The 18,175-nt window shown below is 70.4% G+C and carries 14 protein-coding genes; 5 read left to right on the forward strand and 9 right to left on the reverse strand.

Going from position 1 to position 18,175, the window contains the following annotated elements:
• The first annotated feature begins 23 nt into the window (after nucleotides 1-23).
• Nucleotides 24-893, forward strand: coding sequence for an IclR family transcriptional regulator (locus tag ACTMSW_RS08885; RefSeq protein ID WP_441180036.1), 870 nt, complete (start codon nucleotides 24-26; stop codon nucleotides 891-893).
• Here the strand turns inward: ACTMSW_RS08885 and ACTMSW_RS08890 are convergent.
• Nucleotides 890-1,720 (reverse strand): NAD-dependent epimerase/dehydratase family protein, encoded by an 831-nt coding sequence (locus ACTMSW_RS08890; RefSeq protein ID WP_441180037.1) that lies wholly within the window; start codon nucleotides 1,718-1,720, stop codon nucleotides 890-892. The two genes, ACTMSW_RS08885 and ACTMSW_RS08890, sit on opposite strands and share 4 nt — an antisense overlap.
• 283 nt (nucleotides 1,721-2,003) lie before the next feature.
• On the opposite strand from ACTMSW_RS08890, the gene ACTMSW_RS08895 reads away from it, so the two are divergent.
• Together ACTMSW_RS08895 and ACTMSW_RS08900 are read left to right on the forward strand one after the other, a co-directional pair.
• Nucleotides 2,004-4,367, forward strand: a complete 2,364-nt coding sequence (locus tag ACTMSW_RS08895) for a cellulose binding domain-containing protein (RefSeq protein WP_441180038.1) — start codon at nucleotides 2,004-2,006, stop codon at nucleotides 4,365-4,367.
• Complete coding sequence (locus ACTMSW_RS08900) at nucleotides 4,367-5,827, forward strand: cellulose binding domain-containing protein (protein WP_441180039.1); 1,461 nt, start codon at nucleotides 4,367-4,369, stop codon at nucleotides 5,825-5,827. Before ACTMSW_RS08895 ends, ACTMSW_RS08900 begins: the two co-directional genes overlap by 1 nt.
• Nucleotides 5,828-5,969: 142 nt before the next feature.
• Here the strand turns inward: ACTMSW_RS08900 and ACTMSW_RS08905 are convergent, their stop codons facing one another.
• The 3 genes from ACTMSW_RS08905 to ACTMSW_RS08915 all read right to left on the reverse strand — a co-directional run bounded on the left by ACTMSW_RS08905 (nucleotide 5,970) and on the right by ACTMSW_RS08915 (nucleotide 8,359).
• Complete coding sequence (locus ACTMSW_RS08905; protein ID WP_441180040.1) at nucleotides 5,970-6,521, reverse strand: hypothetical protein; 552 nt, start codon at nucleotides 6,519-6,521, stop codon at nucleotides 5,970-5,972.
• Nucleotides 6,522-6,624: 103 nt separating this feature from the next.
• Nucleotides 6,625-6,963: a helix-turn-helix domain-containing protein gene (locus tag ACTMSW_RS08910; RefSeq protein WP_441180041.1), complete on the reverse strand. Its 339-nt coding sequence runs from the start codon at nucleotides 6,961-6,963 to the stop codon at nucleotides 6,625-6,627.
• A 1,042-nt stretch (nucleotides 6,964-8,005) separates the two neighbouring features.
• Complete coding sequence (locus ACTMSW_RS08915; RefSeq protein WP_441180042.1) at nucleotides 8,006-8,359, reverse strand: hypothetical protein; 354 nt, start codon at nucleotides 8,357-8,359, stop codon at nucleotides 8,006-8,008.
• 336 nt (nucleotides 8,360-8,695) lie between these two features.
• On the opposite strand from ACTMSW_RS08915, the gene ACTMSW_RS08920 reads away from it, so the two are divergent.
• Nucleotides 8,696-10,978 (forward strand): ATP-binding protein, encoded by a 2,283-nt coding sequence (locus ACTMSW_RS08920; RefSeq protein WP_441180043.1) that lies wholly within the window; start codon nucleotides 8,696-8,698, stop codon nucleotides 10,976-10,978.
• Between the two features lie 41 nt (nucleotides 10,979-11,019).
• Here the strand turns inward: ACTMSW_RS08920 and ACTMSW_RS08925 are convergent, their stop codons facing one another.
• The 5 genes from ACTMSW_RS08925 to ACTMSW_RS08945 form a co-directional block, all read right to left on the reverse strand.
• Entirely contained in the window at nucleotides 11,020-12,654 is a 1,635-nt protein-coding gene (locus ACTMSW_RS08925; protein ID WP_441180044.1) for a flavin monoamine oxidase family protein, read from the reverse strand.
• 10 nt (nucleotides 12,655-12,664) lie between these two features.
• On the reverse strand, nucleotides 12,665-15,613 hold the full coding sequence (locus ACTMSW_RS08930) for a hypothetical protein (RefSeq protein ID WP_441180045.1): 2,949 nt from the start codon (nucleotides 15,611-15,613) through the stop codon (nucleotides 12,665-12,667).
• 195 nt (nucleotides 15,614-15,808) lie between these two features.
• A complete protein-coding gene (locus ACTMSW_RS08935; protein ID WP_441180046.1) occupies nucleotides 15,809-16,090 on the reverse strand; it encodes a hypothetical protein in 282 nt (93 codons plus the stop codon).
• A gap of 182 nt (nucleotides 16,091-16,272) precedes the next feature.
• Entirely contained in the window at nucleotides 16,273-16,476 is a 204-nt protein-coding gene (gene cspE / locus ACTMSW_RS08940; RefSeq protein ID WP_013283833.1) for a transcription antiterminator/RNA stability regulator CspE, read from the reverse strand.
• A gap of 329 nt (nucleotides 16,477-16,805) precedes the next feature.
• Nucleotides 16,806-17,063: a hypothetical protein gene (locus ACTMSW_RS08945; RefSeq protein WP_441180047.1), complete on the reverse strand. Its 258-nt coding sequence runs from the start codon at nucleotides 17,061-17,063 to the stop codon at nucleotides 16,806-16,808.
• Between the two features lie 336 nt (nucleotides 17,064-17,399).
• Between ACTMSW_RS08945 and ACTMSW_RS08950 the strand changes: the two genes are divergently transcribed.
• Nucleotides 17,400-18,119 (forward strand): DinB family protein, encoded by a 720-nt coding sequence (locus ACTMSW_RS08950; protein WP_441180048.1) that lies wholly within the window; start codon nucleotides 17,400-17,402, stop codon nucleotides 18,117-18,119.
• Nucleotides 18,120-18,175: the final 56 nt, after the last annotated feature.

The raw sequence follows: 18,175 nt of genomic DNA on the forward strand, positions 1-18,175 counted from the left end.
AAATGACCGTCAGGGTGGAGCCCATGCCCCGCACTCGCTCGCGCATCGAACGATCCGACAGCAATGACCACGCTGACCGCACGGACGGCGCCCAGGGAAACGGACGGCTCGGCTCTGCCGGCGCCGCGGCCGAGTCCTCCCCCGTCAAGTCCGCCGAGCGCACCGTGCGGATCCTCGAGACGCTGGCCGCGTCGCCCACCCGCCTGACCCTGTCCGAACTGCAGGAGCGGATGGGTTACCCGCGCTCCAGCCTGCACGCGCTGGTCCGCACGCTGCGGGAGCTGAAGTGGGTGGAGGCCGACGACACCGGGATGGCGTTCGGGGTCGGGCCGCACGCGCTGCTCTCCGGCACCGCCTACCTCGACCGCGACCGCGCCCTGCCGTACGCCCACGAGACGCTGGAGGATCTGCGCGCCGAGGTCGGGTACACGATTCACTACGCCCGGCGCGACGACGCGCACGTGCTCTACCTGGCGAGCCGGGAGTCACGCGACTCCGTCCGCGTCGTCTCCCGGGTCGGGCGGCGCCTGCCGGCCCACCTGACCGCCCTCGGCCAGGCGCTGCTCGCCGAACTCACCACCGACGAGGTGGCGCAGATCCTGCCGGCCGACCTGGAGAAGGCCACCGCGCACACCCTGACCGACCGGGCGGCGCTGTACGCAGAACTCGACGCGGTACGGCAGCGCGGCTGGGCGTTCGAACGGGAGCAGGGCACCGAGGAGGTGGCGTGCGTGGCCGCGCCGGTCGGCTACCGGATTCCGGCCACGGACGCCATCTCCTGCTCGATGCCCGCCCGACTGGCCGACGGCGAGGAGCTGGACCGGGTGGTCAAGGCGGTGGTGACACACACCCAGCGACTCGCCGCCACCCTCCGCCGGGAGGGGATCCGCTAGTAGCGCTCGCCGAGAGGCACGTCGCACCACTGGCCGCCGGCCCGGTCGAGCACCGGGTCGGCGTCGAAGTCGGGCTCCCCGTGGGCGGCGATGAGCTCCTCGGCGTACGTCTCGGCGTCGTCCTTCGGGTGGTAGCCGATCGCCTCGCCCTCGGCCAGGGACCACCAACGGCGGGTGTTGCGGCTGACCCCCCAGACGATCCGGTAGCCGGGTGAGTCGGCGGTCAGGCACGCCTCCACCAGTCGCGCCCCGTCGTCAGGGGACAGCCACAGGGCCAGTCCGCGCAGCCCGGGCGGCCTGGGGAACCACAGTCCGATCCGCAGGCAGATCACGTCCATGCCGAAGCGGTCGGCGTAGAGCTGCCCGGCCGCCTCGGCCGCGACCTTGCTCCACCCGTACAGCGTGTCGGGGCGCCCGGGGACGTCCGCCGGCAGGCCCCCCGCCGGCGCACCGTGCCGGCGGTGGAAGCCGGCCGCGTGGTTCGACGATGCGAGCACCACGCGGCGTACGCCGGTGCGCCGAGCCGCCTCCAGTACGCAGTACGTGCCGTACGCGTTGAGCCGCAGCACCTCCTCGACGCCGGCCTCGCGGCTCTGCCCTCCGAGGTGGACGATCGCGTCGACGTCGCGGCAGGCCTCCACCATCGCGTCGAGGTCGTCCACCGAGGCGATCACGACCTCTTCGCTGCCGGCGATGGGCTCCCTGCCCTGGTCGGGTTCGACGACGTCGAGCAGCCGAAGCGTACGGCCGGGGCGAGCCAGGCGAGGCCGGAGCAGGGTCGCCACCTTTCCGGCCCCTCCGGTGATCAGGATGCGTTCCTCCGCCATGCCACTGCCTTCCGTTGGTCTGTTGCGGAATGGGTGCCACAGCATAACCCCGGCCGTCCTGATACGAGGACTCCGTCTTAGAAGAAGCACGGCTTCCACATACGTGGACGTCGTCCCCGGCATGTCCACGTATGTGGAAGTTATGTTACCGGCAGGACAACCATTGACCCGTTGGTCGCTGTTCAGTTAACTGGCTAGCAACCTTCGTCGATATCCGACGATGCCACCCACCCTTCGCCCCGCCCGCCGATTCTCCGACGGCGACAGACACCCGGAGGTCCTGGTGCCCCGTTTCCGCGTACCCTGGCTCGCGCCCCTGGCGGGCACAGCCGTGGTCCTCGCCGCCATGCCGGTCGCGCTCGCCGCGCCCGGCCAGCGGTCCTTCTCGACGAGCGCTGCGTCGGCCAGCGCAGCGCTCGCGCTTGATCTCTCCTCCGGCAACCGCCGGGCTCCCCTGAGCGGCCTCTACGACTGGCGCCGCGCCGGATACCGTGGCGGCGCCGCCCTGCCCGGCAGCGGCCAGATCAACCCCGACGCCGCCTGCCAGGTGACCCCCGCCGAACTGGCCGGCACCTTCGGGGTACGCCCCGGTGACGGGACCGACGACTCCGCCGGCCTGCAGGCGGCCATCGACGCGGTCCGGTCGACCTGCTCGGGCAGTGCCAGCCACACCCGACTCAGCCTGATCAGCCTGCCCGCCGGTGTGCTCAACGTCAGTCGGGAACTGCACGTCGACGCCGACTACCTGGTGATCCGCGGCGCAGGCGCGGACCCCGCCACCGGCACCCGGATCGTTTACCGGCCGGACGCCAACACCCGCTACGACACCCTCACCCCGGACGGATCGGACTGGGACGAGGACGCCATGACCTTCGGGCAGGGCAAGGGCGGCTGGCTCTGGCCGGGTCGCGGCCTGTTCCGGGTGCAGTCCCGCGGTGTGCACACCAGCTACGCCAGCGACCACGCCGCCGCGCCGGCCAACCGCAAGGACATCTTCGAGGGCACGGTGAACGTGCACTGGAAGGCCGGTGTCGCGCTGCGCGGCAAGACCGGTGACACCGCGTACGCCGCGCGCACCGGCGACACCGTCGTCCACCTGGCCAGCAACGCCACCATGACCCACCTGACCCCCGGCGCCCTGGTCAACATCCGGGCCGCGAACTCGGTCAACTTCTACGCCCAGCAGCAGGCGCTGCCCACCCCGCATCCACTGCTCAACCTCCACATGCGCCAGCAGATCTTCAGGATCACCGCCGCCGACACGGCCAACCGCACGATCACGCTGGAAAAGCCGCTGGAGTACGACGTACCCGTCAACTCCACCTCCGACGGATCGACCCCGATCGACGGCACGGTGTACGCGTCGAAGGCGGCGCCGCTGGTCGACCCGGTGCTGGGGGTCGGCATCGAGTCGCTCTCCCTCACCCAGGAGATACCCGGGCTCTCCCCGGCGGCCGCCACGCACAACTACGGCAACCTGGACCCGGCCGCGCAGATGCACGGCATCGTCTTCAAGTGGGCCGCCGACTCCTGGGTGCGCGGCATCCGGACCCAGATGACCGGCTCACATCCCATCGTCACCGAGGAGGCCAAGAACCTCCAGATCGTCGACAACCACCTCGACGGCGCGTGGAACAAGGGCAAGGGCGGCAACGGCTACTTCCGCGGCTCCCGGGTCTGGGACTCGCTCTACGCCGGCAACGTCTCCCGCAACCTGCGCCACTTCACGTTCCAGTGGTCGGCGTCCGGCAACGTGGTCATCGGCAACGACTTCGACTCCGATCTCAACCTGCACGGCGGTTGGGAGCGCCACAACCTCTTCGAGCTGAACACGGTGACCGTCCCGTACGCCCACCGCTCGGCCAACTGCTCGGCCAACTGCGGCGAGGAGGGCGGCGGCGGACCGGACACCTCGAACTGGTTCCCGATCTGGTGGGGCGCCGGCAAGAAGGCCGTCAAGTGGTCCGGCGCAACCGGACCCCGCAACGTCTTCTTCAACAACGCCATGAGCAAGCAGCTCGGCTCGAACACCGCGCCCTACACCGCCTACTACCCGGACCGGACCCGGATCTACCAGTTCGGCTGGAGCGGCACCGGCTACCGCCACCTCGACGTCGGTGGTACGCCGATCGCCGACTGGGCGCAGAACGAGCAGCGCGACTACACCGGCGGGCACGGCGTCGACGCCACCCGCACCGACACCGGGCCGTCGCTGTTCCTCACCCGGGTCGGCGGCGCCACCCCGCCGCCCACCACCCCGCCGCCCACCACCGCACCGCCGACCACCGCACCGCCCACCACCGCACCGCCCACGACGCCACCACCCACCACGGCGCCTCCGTCCAACGGCCTGACCGCCCGCTTCGTCAAGACCTCCACCTGGAACGGCGGCTACGGCGCGGACTACCTCATCACCAACAACGGCAGCACCGCGACCACCAGCTGGGTCGTCGAGTTCGACCTGCCCAGCGGCACCACGATCACCAACTCGTGGAGCTCCGTACGCACCCAGAACGGACAGCGCTACCGCTTCACCAACGCCAGCCACAACGGCGACATCGCACCCGGCGCCACCGAGGACTTCGGCTTCAACGTCTCCGGCACCGGCACCCCCCTCAACTGCACCGTCAACGGAAGGCCCTGCTGATGCCCCGCCCACGTACCGGCAGAGCAGTTGCCGCGGTCGGCCTCGTCGCCGCCCTCGGCGCTGCGGCCCTGGTGTTCGCGCCCGCGGCGAACGCCGCCGCGCCCGACCTGACCGCCCGCTTCGTCAAGACCTCCACCTGGAACGGCGGCTACGGCGCGGACTACCTCATCACCAACCGCGGTGACGCCGCCAGCACCAGTTGGACCGTCGAGTTCGACCTGCCCAGCGGCACCACGATCACCAACTCGTGGAGCTCCGTACGCACCCAGAGCGGACAGCACTACCGCTTCACCAACGCCAGCCACAACGGCGACATCGCACCCGGCGCCACCGAGGACTTCGGCTTCAACGTCTCCGGCACCGGCACCCCCCTCAACTGCACCGTCAACGGAAGGCCCTGCGGCGGCGGTACGGCCCCGACGACACCGCCGCCCACCTCCGCACCGCCCACCACCCCGCCGCCCACGACACCGCCACCGACTACACCGCCGCCCAGCGGGTCGGTCGTCGACGTCGCCACCGCGGCCCAGCTACAGTCCGCCCTGGCCAACGCCCGGCCTGGCCAGACCATCCGGCTCGCGGCCGGCACCTACCGGGGGGCGTTCCTCACCCAGCGGGCCGGCACCGCCTCTGCCAAGATCACACTGACCGGCCCCCGGACCGCGATCCTCGTCAACGACGGCCCTTCCGGCACCGCCCCGTCCTGCCCGGCACCGACCGCCGGTTGGGACTCCGGCTACGGCCTCTGGTTGTCCAACGCGCCGTACTGGAACCTGACCGGATTCACGGTGGCCCAGTCGAAGAAGGGCATCGTGCTGGACAACTCCCACCACGTCACCATCGACGGGTTGTACGTGCACCACACCGACGAGGAAGCGGTGCATTTCCGCCGTTCCTCCGCGGACGGCATCATCCGCAACTCCACGATCACCGACACCGGCCTCGTGCAGGCCGGCTACGGCGAGGCCGTCTACATCGGCTCATCGCAGTCCAACTTCGGCTGCCACGGCAACTCCGGCGGGATGGACCGCTCGGACCGGGTGCAGGTGCTGAACAACACCATCGGCCCCAACGTCGCCGCCGAGCACGTGGACGCCAAGGAGGGCACCGTGGGCGGCGTGATCCGGGGCAACCGGTTCAACGGCCAGGGCATGTCGGGATCCAACTCCGCCGACTCGTGGGTCGACGCCAAGGGCAACGGCTACCTCATCGAAGGCAACACCGGCACCTTCCGGTCGCCCGGCACGTTCGCCAACGGCTACGAGACGCACAATCTGATCGACGGCTACGGCTGCGGCAACATCTGGCGCAACAACACGTCGGATCTCGGCGGCGTGGGCAGGTACGCCATCTACATCACCTCGACGTCGAGATGCTCCTCGAACCCCAACGTCGTGCACTCGTCCAACACCGTCACCAATGCGGTGAACGGGCTGACCAACGTTCCCACCACTCCGTAACGCGACCCCCAGTGCGGGCCCGACCGGCGACGGAACCAGGAACCGGTTGGGCTCGCACGAGGGCACGCTGGCGTACCGGGTTGGGCCGGTTGAGCCCGGGGCCCGGGCGCTCAGTCGGCGGCGGCGAGGGGCCGCCGTCTGTTCAGAACCACTGCCGTACGACGACTCCCGCGCCGCCGCCGTTGTCGCCCAGGTTGGTGTCGTTGAAGGTGAAGACCAGGTGCGGCGCCGGGTCGCCGTTGCTGGAGAACAACATGCAGCCGCTGTCGGTGCCGACCGGGAACCACGAGCTGGATCCGTAGATCCGGCTGGTCTTCTCCACCCACATCGAGCCCCCGGTGACGCGGGCGATGAGGGCGTACCGGGGGGCACCGGGTGCCGGCCATCCGCCGGCGGTGGGAGCGGCAGGTAGCTCGCCGGCGATGCTCTTGGTGGTGCCCCAGCGGTCGATCTGGACGCTCCCCTGGGCCCGCACCCGGAAGGCGTCACCGTGGATGACGCTGATGGGCGACGACCACGTCGTCTGCTGGCTGCCCGGCGCGGGCCAGGCGGCCGGGTCCTGGTGCTGCGGCGTGGTCGAGTCGTAGCAGCTGTCCAAAGCGGTGTCGGCCGCCGCCGGGCCGGCGGGTAGAAGCATGACCGTGAGAGTCAGGACGAACGCGGTGACGGTCGAGATGATCGTTCTGGTCCGCATGGCGGCTCCTGTCGGAGAACCCGCCGACAGCAGCCGCTGACGGTGGAGCCCGTTGTGCCATCCCGACAAACAACGTGTGGCCTGCCGCGCCGCCGCGTGCGCCTCAATCGGACGTGGTCCGGTCAGTCTTGTCTCCGCGTTCCTGCTGCTGGTTCTGGTTCTGTCGCAGGGCTTCCTCGAGTTGGTCTTCGAGGATGATGATCCGGCAGGCGGCCTCCAGGGCGAGGCCCTCGTCGACCATCTCGCGGGCCCGGGCGGCCAGGCGCAGTTGGTAGCGGGAGTAGCGGCGGTGCCCTCCGGCAGAGCGGTGCGGGTTGATCAGTTTCGCCTCGTCCAGGCGGCGCAGGAAGTCCTGCGTGGTGCCGAGCATCTCCGCGGCCTGGCCGATGGTGTAGGCCGGGTAGTTTTCGTCGCCGAACATGTCATCCGGGTTTTGCCCCATGTCACCTCCACGTCGAGGGCCCCGGCGCTTTCGCGCCGGGGCCCAGGGTTACGGGTCAGAACACCATCTGCCGACAGGAACGTCGGTTTGTCATATCCGCACCAGCCGCCATTGACGGCTTCGGGTGCGAGGATCGCATAAGCGTGACCGGAGACCACCTCTCGTTCGATGGAAACTGCGGTGTCCGCCGAGCCTCGAATGCCGGACGGCGGGCGATCCAACGGTGTTGCGGCCCTCCCTTTCCTCTGCTTCCTCTTCCTGTGCTGTCGTACGGTCCGCCGGTGCCGGAGCCCACGCGACTTCATGGCCCCTGCACGTACGGCGAACATCAGGTGAAGCCCCGAAAGAGCCTTGGCCCCACCTGCGGTCCCGGCGCGTATCCCGTCGGGATCGACGTGCTTCCACTGCCTATCCGAAAACGATGAGGATCGTTTTCGCCTTCCGCCGCCCGTCGTGACCTCACGGCCGGGCGGTCCGTCTGCGTCTTGACGGATCTTTGCTCTCGACTTGAGCAAGAGTATTCCATGCCGCCGAGGATGTCTAGTCCGTTCAGCAGAGATTTCCTGTCGCCACCCGGGGCGCTGGTCCACCGCCGCATCCTGCCGCGGCGTCAGCGGGTGGGGCAACGGTCCGGGCAACGGCAGCGTCCGCCGTAGCGTCGGAGGCGTGCCGTCACAGGTACGGTCACCCCCGGTCCACCACAAGACGCACACATGCGGCAGCCACGTACCTCGGGAACAAGCCGGCGTTGACCCAGAACCAGCGATCACTTCCGCCGCAGGCCGAGTAGTAACCCCCGCTCTCGCTCGAACACGCCGACGAGAGCCACTCGCCGGGGTAGAGGTAGAAGTCGGGTGGGCCGTCGACGGACTTCTCACCCCGTACCGCCACCGTCCCCGACCTGGGTGTGACGGAGCAGGTCTTCGCGCTGGCCGGGCTACTGACGACGACCACCGAGGCGGTGAGTAACGTCAGCGTCGCGGCGATCCTCCCGACGAGGCGTCTTTTCGATGTCACGTCGCACACTCCTCTCCATCGCAATTCATCGCGGCGCAGCGCAGTTGTACGCATCCATGATCATGATCATGTCGGCGGTCCCGATGTTGCCGGCCAGATGGGCGTACTCGCCTGGGAACACGCAGTAGGTCGTGCCGTTGGTGAAGTGGATCAGGGCGCCGTCGTCGTTCCGGCTGTTGTAGACGGAGTAGGCGCCATAGCTGCGCGATCCCAACCGCTGCCAGGAGCCCTTGTCCTGGAAGGTGGCGGTTGGCCGCTCCGCGTTCGCGTCGGCGAGTGTCTTGTAGAAGCAGACACGTGGGTAGTTGCAGCCGTTCCGAGTGTCAGCCTGCACGGGAGCAGCGAACGTCACCGTCAGCATCGCCAGTAGGCCGCTCACGGCGCCGAGCCTCATCACAGACCTAGCCGTCTTTCGCACCTGGTTCCCTCCGGATGGTCTTCGGGTGATCTCGAACAGAGGTCTGGGAGACGTGCCTGCTCACTCCCGACATCACCATCTTCGAAGGCGGTGCGGCGCCGAGCCAGGCGGTCGACCGGCAGTTGACCGGCAGTCGGTCGGCGTGCGACGCGACGTTTCCGCGCGTGCCCCTCGACACCGCACCTCATCGATTTCGACCGATGCGGCGATGGTCGTCCGACCTGCCGGTGTGCCACAGTCGTCGGTGTCGTCGGTGTCGTCGAGCGCGCCGGAAGGGCGAATGGAATGTTCGGTGAGTTGATCCGTTCTCATCGGCAGCGGTCGGGCATCACCCAGGAGGAGCTGGCGCACCGCTCCGGGGTGAGTGTCCGCAACATCCGTGACATCGAAGCAGGTCGAGTACTCGGACCCCGCCCGAGCACCGTACGCCGGTTGGCGGCGGCCCTCCCGCTCGACGCCCAGGGCCGCGACCATCTGGTTTCCTGCGCTTTCTCGGGCCCCGACCCGGGTCCGGACGATCCGGTGTCGTCTGCGGCGGCAGCGCGTCCGGTGCCCGCCCAGCTCCCGCCAGCTCTGCCGAGCTTCGCCGGGCGCAGCGAACACCTCGCGCAACTCGACGCCGCACTGTCGGGGCCTTCGGCCACGCTCATCTGCGTCGTCACCGGCCCGGCCGGGGTCGGGAAGACCACGCTCGCCACGCACTGGTCGCAGTCGGTCGCGGCGGAGTTCGCGGACGGGCAGCTCTATGCCAACCTCGGCGGTTTCGGACCTGCACAGACCGCCGTCGCGCCGGCTGACGCGCTTCGTGGTTTCCTCACCGCCCTGGGAGTTCCGCCGCCGCTTCATCCGGTGAATCTGACCGAGCAGATAGCGCTCTACCGCAGCCTGCTCGCCACCCGCCGGGTCCTGATCCTGCTCGACAACGCCCGTGACGAGTCGCAGGTGCGCCCGCTGCTGCCGGGTTCGTCGCACTGCCGAGTCGTGGTCACGTCCCGTGATCTGTTGACCGGCCTGGTGGTGAGTGAGGGCGCTTGTCCCGTGCCGCTCGACCTGGTCGGCCCGGCCGACGCTCGGCTGATCCTCGCCAGTCGGATCGGCGCGGACCGGGTACGGGCGGAGCCGGCCGCGGTGGCGACCGTGCTCGCACACTGTCACCAGTTGCCGCTCGCCCTCGCCATCGTCTCCGCCCGGCTGGCCACCCGACCGGCCCTCCGGTTGGCAGCGATCGCCGAGGACGTCAGCAGACTCGGCCCGCTGGACGCGTACGCCGACGACGATCCGCTCATCGACGTACGGACCGTCCTGTCGTGGTCCTACCGTTCCCTGCCAGTGCCGGCGGCGCGGATGTTCCGGCTGCTCGCCCTGCACCCGGGTCCCGACCTGAGCGTCGAGACGGCGGCCAGCCTGAACGCCGTCCCGTCCCGCGAAGCGCACCGCCTCCTGACCGATCTGACGCGCCGGCATCTGGTGGAGCACCGCGGGCCCAACCGGTACGCCCAGCACGACCTCATCCGTGCCTACGCGACCGAGTTGGCGGAGCAGACGGATCCGCCAGCGCTGCGACGTGCCGCGCGGCAGCGGATGTTCGACTCGCTCCTGCACCGCGCCTCGGTCGCCGCCGGACACCTCGAACCGCACCGGGAACCTCCGCCCGGATCCGCGCCGGGGGCGCCGGAGCAGGTCGGCGACGGCTCCAGCCGGGCACCGGCCGACAGCGCTCGGGCGGCTGATTGGTTCGGGGAGGAGCGACGTGGACTCCTGGCCCTGATACGGTCCGCCACCGAGAACGGCTTCGACCAGCACGCCTGGCGGCTCGCGACCGCGTTCACCACCTTCCTGCAACGGCAGGGCCACTGGCACGACCAGGTCGCCGCGCAGCGGCTGGCGCTCGCGGCAACCATACGACTGGCCGACGAGCCGGGACAGGCGCTCTGCCACCGTGGGCTCGCCCGTGCTCTGCTGCGGCTGGGGCAACGGGACCGAGCGGAGGCCCACCTCGATCGCTCTCTGAAGCTGGCCGGTCGACACGGCGACGTGGTCGGCCAGGCGCGTACCCGGCACAGCCTCGGCTACCTGGCGCAAGAACGGGGAAACCATGTGTCGGCCCTGTGGAACCACCGGAGGGCGCTACGCCTGTTCACCCGGGCGGCGCACGAGCCCGGTCGGGCGGTGACCATGAACAGCATCGCCTGGAGCCTGGCCGAACTCGGGCGACATCGCTCGGCGCTACCGGTCGCGGAAGCGGCCCTCACCGTGTCGCGGAGACTGGGCGACCGGCACGCGGAGGCAGAAGTGCTGGACACCATGGGCTACATCCACGTGGGCATCGGGGAGTACGCGACGGCCACGACACGCTACGCGGAGGCGGTCGAGCTGTTCCGCAGCCTCGGCGAGCGGCAACTCAGTGCCGACACCTGGCGCCGGCTCGCCGAGGTGCATGCCCGGACCGGCCACCACGTGGCAGCGGACCGGGCGAGCCGGGCAGCCGCATCCCTGCAGTCCATGCTCGATCGGATCCGGCCGCTGCCGCACCCCGTGGCCGCCGGTGACGGCGGGATCGCCTCGACCGGCGAGGACTGACCGATCAGGCGGTCGGTGTGCGGGGCTGGTAGCCGTGCCATTCACCACGTCCCGGTGGCGCCGCCTCCACCGGACGCGCCGCCGCCACCGCGGTAGTCCGAGCCGCGCGCGAGGCGCGTGGGGCACGGCACCGCGACCCGGCGCAGGATGTCCCGGGCGGCCCGTCCGCCCGACTGCAACGCACCCTCCATGTAGCCGAAGAAGCCCGACGACGTCTGCTCACCGGCGAAGTAGAGGTGCCCGTGGTGCGGCTGGAGCTGCGCCGGGAAGATCCGGGCGGCCTGGCCGACGGTGGGGACGGCGTAACCGGTCATGATGTGGGGAACGGCCGGCCAGTTGACGAAGAGCGTCCCGGTGGGCTGTCCGTGCGGGAACATCGTGGCGACCCTGCCCGGGTAGTCGGCCTGACGCTGCACGAACTGCCCGCCGGAGAAGACGGACAGGGCGTACGGCCCCTGCGCCGGATCCGGCCGCGCCGCGGTGTACACCAGTCCCTGGTTGTCGGTGCCCTCCCACAACGATCCCATCTCGTCCCACCGCGCTCCCGGGTACCGCTCCGGAGCCTGCTGCTGCTCCCAGAACCGGGTCGGGTAGCGGGTGATGAACTTGACCGCCGGTCCGTGGGTCAACGTCCGGCCGGCGGCCTGCAACGGTGGGGTGACGGTCAGGCCGTTCCAGACCGTGGGCGGCGCGGTGAGCACGACGTAGTCGTACCGGGAGGCGCCGGTCGTCACCTGCCCGCCCGGCCGGCGTTGCCGGAAGGTGACGGCGACCGGTGGCACGAGAGCCGGCTCGATGTGGACGGCGGTGACCGCCGTGTCGAGGCGGATCAACCCGCGCCGGTGCAGGTCGGCGGCGAGGGCGGCCCCGAGAAGGTCGTTGCCGCCGACGCAGCGGTGCGTCTCGGTGGAGAGCCAGTACCCGAGCATGCCGGGCGGGTCGCTGCCCATCCGGGCCGCGCTGATCGAGCCGATCAGCCCGAGGAAGCTCTGCTGGACCGTCGGGGCGCAGTTGTCGTTGCCGAGGGTGAAGGCGAACCACTGCCGGGCGAGCGGGCCGGGCTGCCGGCCGCCCAGCGCCAGCGCGAGCCCCTGGTCGACCGAGAGCCGGTCCCAGGCGGGCGCGGATGGATCCAGCCACGGTTCGGTCTCGCTGACGGTGACGGCGAGCGCGCCGAGTCGGCGTTGGAGCAGGGCGACCTCGGTGTCCATCCGCCGCCGCTGGGAGGGGGTGACGTCCCGGCCCTGGAACCGGAGCCGGGCGCCCGGGTACTCACGGATCTTCTGCAGCGGCAGACGGAAGCGGTCGGCCAGCAGCACCCAGAGCGGATGGTTCTCCCCGATCAGCTCGGCTCCGGCCTCCACGTAGTGGGGGCGGACGAACGCACGGTCGGTGATCACCCGGCCGCCGACCCGGTTCGACGCCTCGAAGACGGTGACCTGCACCCCACACCGGTCGAGGTACCAGGCCGCCATCAGCCCGGCGAAGCCGGCCCCGACGACCGCCACCCGCACGCCCCGGTCGGGCAGGCACAGCCGTCCCCGGGCTTCGAGGAACCAGTCCGGCGTCAGCCCTCGCCGGCGGGCCTCGTCCTGCTTCTCGCGGGAGCGCCGGTGGCGTTCCTCCTCGTCGAGGTAGTCGTCGTCGCCCGGCGGGACGTGGGCGGAGCGCACCATGGCGAGCCGCTCAGACGAAGCTGGGCAGGGTGCCGTCCGGCTGGAGCCAGACGAGGGTGGTCGGCAGGGTGAACTCCCAGGGCTCGCCCTCCGGGACGGCACCGTTCAGGTCGTCGGTCTGGTTGCGGAACTCCTCGGCGAGCGAGACGTAGAGGTCGGAGTCGAGGGTGGGCGGGTCGCCGCCGCCCCACACCTTGTCGGCGAGGTCGGTGGCCCGGGACTGCAACAGGTAGAGCACCGCGTCGACGTACGCGATCGGCACCGGCACCACGACGCGGCAGGAACCGGCGGTGAGGAACCGCTGGAACAGCGGGTCCGGGTCCGCGACACCGGTGAGCTGCACCCACTTCCGCTTGCTGCCCCAGAAGTACGGGTAGAACAGGTAGGTCATCTGCTCCCACTCGAAGGCCTGCTCGAAGAACTGCACGACCGGTCCCTCACGCAGCGCCTCCAGCACGTCGACCTCGGGGTGGTGGGTCGGTGCGTCGGGTGGATCGGTGACCGCCCCGAACTGCCCGAAGTGCTGGCCGGTCATCATCGTGATGCAGAGCTTCTTCAGTTCCGTCTGCTCGATCTGCCGGTTGAGCGCCGGGTTCTGACCCACCACGGCCGCGTCCCGCGCCGCCTGGTTCGCCGTGGCCAACTTCTGGTCGTACGCCGTCTGGAGCGCCTGGTACGCGGCCTGGATCTTGTCGTACGTCTGGTGCTGCCACCTGGCGTACGCGGCGTCGTCCCGGCGGCACACGCCCTGCACGTTCAACGCGAACGCCCGCACGTCGTACGCGGCCACGCCGACCGCGACCGACCCGGTGGCCGTGCCGGGCAGCGTGCCTCCGGCTCCACCCGCGGCCACCGCCGGGCGGGTGACGAGTCGGGCGTGGCCCCCGCTCCCGTCGTTGACGACGGTGTAGATCCGCCCGCCCACCTGCACCGTGAGCTTCGGGTAGTTCGTCCAGAGCACCGAGACGGCGATCTCGTGCGACTCCAGCCGATAGCCCTCGGGCACCACGAAGTCCTTGCTCGTCATGGCGATCGACTTGCCCTCGTCGAGGCCGTCCTTCATCAGCGAGGTGCTGATGTAGGTCGTCGCCGGGGGCGGCGGCGTCAGTCCGGTGGCACCGTACCGGGCCGCGTACCGCCGGTAGTTGTCCTCGCTCAGGTCGTCGGCGGCCAGCCGGCTCCAGTACCGCCGAGGCAGGAAGGGGGTCAGGTCGTTGAGGAACGGCGCCGGCGGCTGCGCGTCCACCTCGACGGGGGTGCCGGACCGCGCCGCCCGGTAGAAGGCGGCCGGCTCCGGAACGACGAACTCCAGCAGCAGGCGGGAGCCGTAGTTGTGGACCTGGGCCCGGTACCGCTTGTCCACCCAGCGGTAGACCCCGACGACGTGCTCGGCGCCGCCGGTGTTGTCGACGCCGTGGGTGCTCGTCTCCTCCGTCTCGTCGGTCGTGGTGGCCGTCCGCGACCGGAGCGTCTTGACCTGGACCTTCGTGACCGACCGCTCGATCACCTCCCGCGCGAAGGTGCTCGACGCCTTCTGGCTCTCCTCCTTGGAGGTGGAGTACGCGAAGTCGCCGGAGGCGGTGGCGACCACCGGCCCGTACGAGGCGGTCACCTGGAGCCCCGCGCGGACGCTCATGTCCTCCTTGATGGTGTTGCCGGCTTCCCGCTTCAACTCGTACCGGTCGGTCGACTGGGTGTCCCGCTCGGACACCCGGGTCTCCTCCTCCGAGGAGACCAGCGTGACCTGGGTGCGGTGCAGCGTCCGGTGCACCCGCGACTTCGACTCCCGGGCCAGCACGTTCTCGATGTACGCCACCTCGCCCGGCTGGTACGCCAGCAGCGTCTGCTTGACCACCTTGAGGTCGCCGATGCCCAGCGGACGGATGCGCCCGTGCACGTCCACGTCGGCGGCGGTGCCCGGGTCGACTGGGGCCGGCGTGGGAGCGGGCGGCGTCGGCAGCGGGAACGGGAAGACGAGCTCCCCCGATTCGACGAGGTCGGCCAGCGCGTCCTGGAACGCCGGGTCCCCGGCCCGGCTGAGCGCCCGCTCCCCCAGGCCCGCGAGGTGGCGGTCGAGGGTGTGGCGCGCCTCCACGACCGGTGTGTCCGTGCCGATCTCCACCCGGTCGAGGAAGGTCGCGACCCGGGGCGCCAGGTCGGCGCCGAGGACCTCCCCGGCCGACACGGTGGTGCTCATCGACAGGTTCTGCCGGGACAGCTCCCCGAACGAGGTGACCGGACCGCTGGCCGTCCGCGGGTGGGCCGCCGTCGCCCCGCCGAGCCGGTCGAGCAGGTCGCGGGTCATCCGTACCTCGTCCACGATCCGACCGGCGGCCTCCGCGGCGGACCGGTCGGCCCCGCTCGCCGGGGTCTCCGGAGTCGCCGTCGCGACCCGGCCGCTGGCCCTCGGCGGACGCAGGATCTCGTCGATCTCCGGCGCGATCGCCGGGGTGGCTCCGAGCGCCCGCAACGCCAGCCGCCGGCTGGGGTTGGGGGTGTCGGCCAGGAGTCGCAGGAAGTGCAGCGCGCGCAGGGCCGCGGTCGGTGCGTCCAGCCGGACGCCGGCCCCCGGGCCGGTGGCGTGTGCCACGTAGAGGGCGTCCCAGAGCTGGTCGGACCGCCGCCGGTCGTTCGGGTCGACGTCGGCGAGCCCGGCGTCGCCGACGAGCTGCGCCGCCGGCGGCACCGGCTCGGCCGGCCGGAGCGACGTGTACGCCTGGACGAGGCGACGGCGTCCGTCGACGAGCCCGGCGAACGGCGTCAGGTCGAGCTGGGACCAGCCCCGCACCGCCAGGTCGCGGGACGAGTACTGCTTGGCGAAGGCGACGAGCTTCTTGCGGTCGGCGGCGTCGGCCGCCCGCGGGTCGCGGATCACCACGACCCGGCCCTCCTGCTCGGTCGCGAGCTGGATCGGGCGCACGGCGACGAACGTGAAGACCTCGGACGGCGTGATGGCCATGCCTCATGGTGGGCCCGCCTCGACGAGCGCGGCACGGCTCTGTCGGTAGCCCGTCAGGGCTGTGTCGGAAATGCGGATCCCACCAACGGGTTCACCCGGCGAGGGAAACGCTCATCGACCGACGGGCCGTCCCGATACTGCCGTCCTGCTGCGAGGCTACAAGAGATCGGGTCGCGGCGGCCGTGCGGCGCACTATCAAAATGGTGCGGGTCCGCGGCCTGCCAACGACACCAGCACCTGCGTGGCGAGGAGCTTGCGTATGCCGGTGACGGCGACTGCCCCTATCCGATCGTAGGGCAGTTCCAGTTGCAGCCCTTCGACTGCGTTGCGAAGGTCCGTCGTGATCTCGTCCGGACGGAAGGTGCCGCCCCAGCCGTTGAGTCCTCCGCGCTGGTTGGTAGCGAGAGACGCCATACCGGATATGCATACTCCGTCGGCCAGGATCAGCCTCGCAGGACCCGAGTAGGCCGGCGTCATAGTCATCAACCCTTCAGGGTGTAAGACGTCGTCGGGAAGCTTCTGCGACGGCGATGAGGAATCCGGCTCGTCAGCATACGGGTCGAACCGATCAGACGTTTTCGCGATGCTGTGGCGCGAGCGCGTGGAACGCCGAACGGCGGCCCGCTGAACCAGTCGGGCCGCCGTTCGGCGAGTGTGCATCAGAGCGGGCGGATGTTCTCCGCCTGCGGGCCCTTCTGGCCCTGGGTGATGTCGAACTCCACCTTCTGGTTCTCGTCGAGGCTGCGGAAGCCGCTCGCCGAGATCGCGGAGAAGTGGGCGAACACGTCGGCGCCGCCGTCGTCCGGGCTGATGAAGCCGAAGCCCTTGTCGGCGTTGAACCACTTCACGGTACCTGTAGTCATGTCTACTCCTTCGCAGGCTGTCAGAGACCGCACAGTGCGGACCCCTACGCCGCCGCGTTGATCACCAGCGTCGAAACGACACGAAAAACGAAAAGCGCCTGGACGGGTTTCAGATACCCATCAGGCGCCAGAAACGTCTACGGAAATCAAAACTGCAACTGGGCTACCGTAGCACATTCGCTGGCGACTGGGACAACACGTCGCACGCCATCTGCGCCACCCCGTAACGGCCACCGCGCTCGGCGGGGCCGTCCGGTTCCGCCGGACGGCCGCACCGGGCGTCGCCACGGGCAACGGAGCCATGTGCCGACCAAGGCTCCGCCCACCGGTCAGCCGCTTCGGCGGTTACCCCACTGGCGCGGGCTCTCGACCGAGCCCCGGCCGCCGAAGCGCTGACCCTTTCCAGACGGTTGAGGCGAGGCAACCTTGCCCTTCGCGCGCCGGGCAGCCCGATTCGGGTAAACGGCAGGCTCACCGGCCTCGGCCTCGGCCTCGGCCTCGGTGTCGGTCTCGGTGTCGGTCTCGGTCTCGGTTGGCGTGTCCGCATCCTCGGCACGGGTGCCTTGAACGGGCTCGGGCTCCGGCATCGGTATCTCCCTGGATTCGTCGGGTGCCCCGCGGACCATCGCCAGCCGGCGGACGCGGACTGCTCGACGCCGGTGTGGGCGCCTTGACGGTACTGCAACGCCGAGCTCGTCCGATCGACGGTCCGCCTGCCCGGTGCCCCTCAGGTCCTTGGCCCCCGGACGGACCCGTTTCCACGGTGGTGACCAGCTGTACCGTCGTCGACGTCGCATCAGATGGTCCCGCTCGGTTGCTCTGCGCCGGTCGATGCTCGTTGAACTCGGGTGGCTGCGTTCTCGCATTCGTTGTCGGACCCGCCCGCTAGCATCGCCGCGATCGCCAACGGGAGGGAGGGTGCCATGGCGCAGGGCGACGTCCCCATGTTCGTCGACAGGGACCTGCGGGGCGCCCGGTTCACCAGGTCGACGTTGGCCGGTGCGGTGATGCGCGGCGTCGACGTGCGCGGGATCGATATCGATGCGCCGTGGCTGGCGGACGGTGCGCTGCTGATCAACGGTGTCGACGTCGTGCCGCTCGTCGAGGTCGAACTCAACCGGCGGTTTCCCGGGCGCGAACTGAAGCATGCCAGAGATCCCGACGGCCTGCGCACGGCGTGGGCGGCGCTCGAACGGGCTTGGGCAGCCGCGATCGACCGGGTCGAGTCCATGCCCGAGGGCACCGCCGACGTCTCGATCGATGGCGAGTGGTCCTTCGCGCAGACCCTGCGGCACCTCGCGTTCGCCACCGACGCATGGCTCGGCAAGGCGATCCTGCGCCTGCCGCAGCCCTTCCATCCGCTCGGGCAGCCGCACGCCGAGTACGAGACGGACGGGCTCGACATGTCGGTCTTCGCCACCGAGCGGCCCGACCTCGCCGAGGTGCTCGAGCTGCGCGCCGGGCGGCAGGCCATGGTGCGGGACTTCCTCGCGAGCGTCACGCCGGACCTGCTCGCCGAGCCTCGGCCGACCGCGTGGTCACCTGAACACGAGGAGCCGGTCCTGCACTGTCTCCACGTGATCTTCGACGAGGAGTGGGAGCACCTCCGCTTCGCACTGCGCGACCTCGACGCGCAGGAATAGGGGCCCGGGTGGAGACGTGGACCGACCTCCACCGGAGGCCGTGCCCGCTCGGCCAT

This window comes from Micromonospora sp. BQ11, assembly GCF_052068135.1.
GTDB lineage: Bacteria > Actinomycetota > Actinomycetes > Mycobacteriales > Micromonosporaceae > Micromonospora.

Bases quoted from the DNA above. Each gene is read 5' to 3' on its own strand.
- ACTMSW_RS08885 (WP_441180036.1), top strand. From the start codon at position 24: ATGCCCCGCACTCGCTCGCGCATCGAACGATCCGACAGCAATGACCAC.
- ACTMSW_RS08890 (WP_441180037.1), bottom strand. From the start codon at position 1,720: ATGGCGGAGGAACGCATCCTGATCACCGGAGGGGCCGGAAAGGTGGCG.
- ACTMSW_RS08900 (WP_441180039.1), top strand. From the start codon at position 4,367: ATGCCCCGCCCACGTACCGGCAGAGCAGTTGCCGCGGTCGGCCTCGTC.
- ACTMSW_RS08905 (WP_441180040.1), bottom strand. From the start codon at position 6,521: ATGCGGACCAGAACGATCATCTCGACCGTCACCGCGTTCGTCCTGACT.
- ACTMSW_RS08910 (WP_441180041.1), bottom strand. From the start codon at position 6,963: ATGGGGCAAAACCCGGATGACATGTTCGGCGACGAAAACTACCCGGCC.
- ACTMSW_RS08925 (WP_441180044.1), bottom strand. From the start codon at position 12,654: ATGGTGCGCTCCGCCCACGTCCCGCCGGGCGACGACGACTACCTCGAC.
- ACTMSW_RS08930 (WP_441180045.1), bottom strand. From the start codon at position 15,613: ATGGCCATCACGCCGTCCGAGGTCTTCACGTTCGTCGCCGTGCGCCCG.
- ACTMSW_RS08935 (WP_441180046.1), bottom strand. From the start codon at position 16,090: ATGACGCCGGCCTACTCGGGTCCTGCGAGGCTGATCCTGGCCGACGGA.
- cspE (WP_013283833.1), bottom strand. From the start codon at position 16,476: ATGACTACAGGTACCGTGAAGTGGTTCAACGCCGACAAGGGCTTCGGC.
- ACTMSW_RS08945 (WP_441180047.1), bottom strand. From the start codon at position 17,063: ATGCCGGAGCCCGAGCCCGTTCAAGGCACCCGTGCCGAGGATGCGGAC.
- ACTMSW_RS08950 (WP_441180048.1), top strand. From the start codon at position 17,400: ATGGCGCAGGGCGACGTCCCCATGTTCGTCGACAGGGACCTGCGGGGC.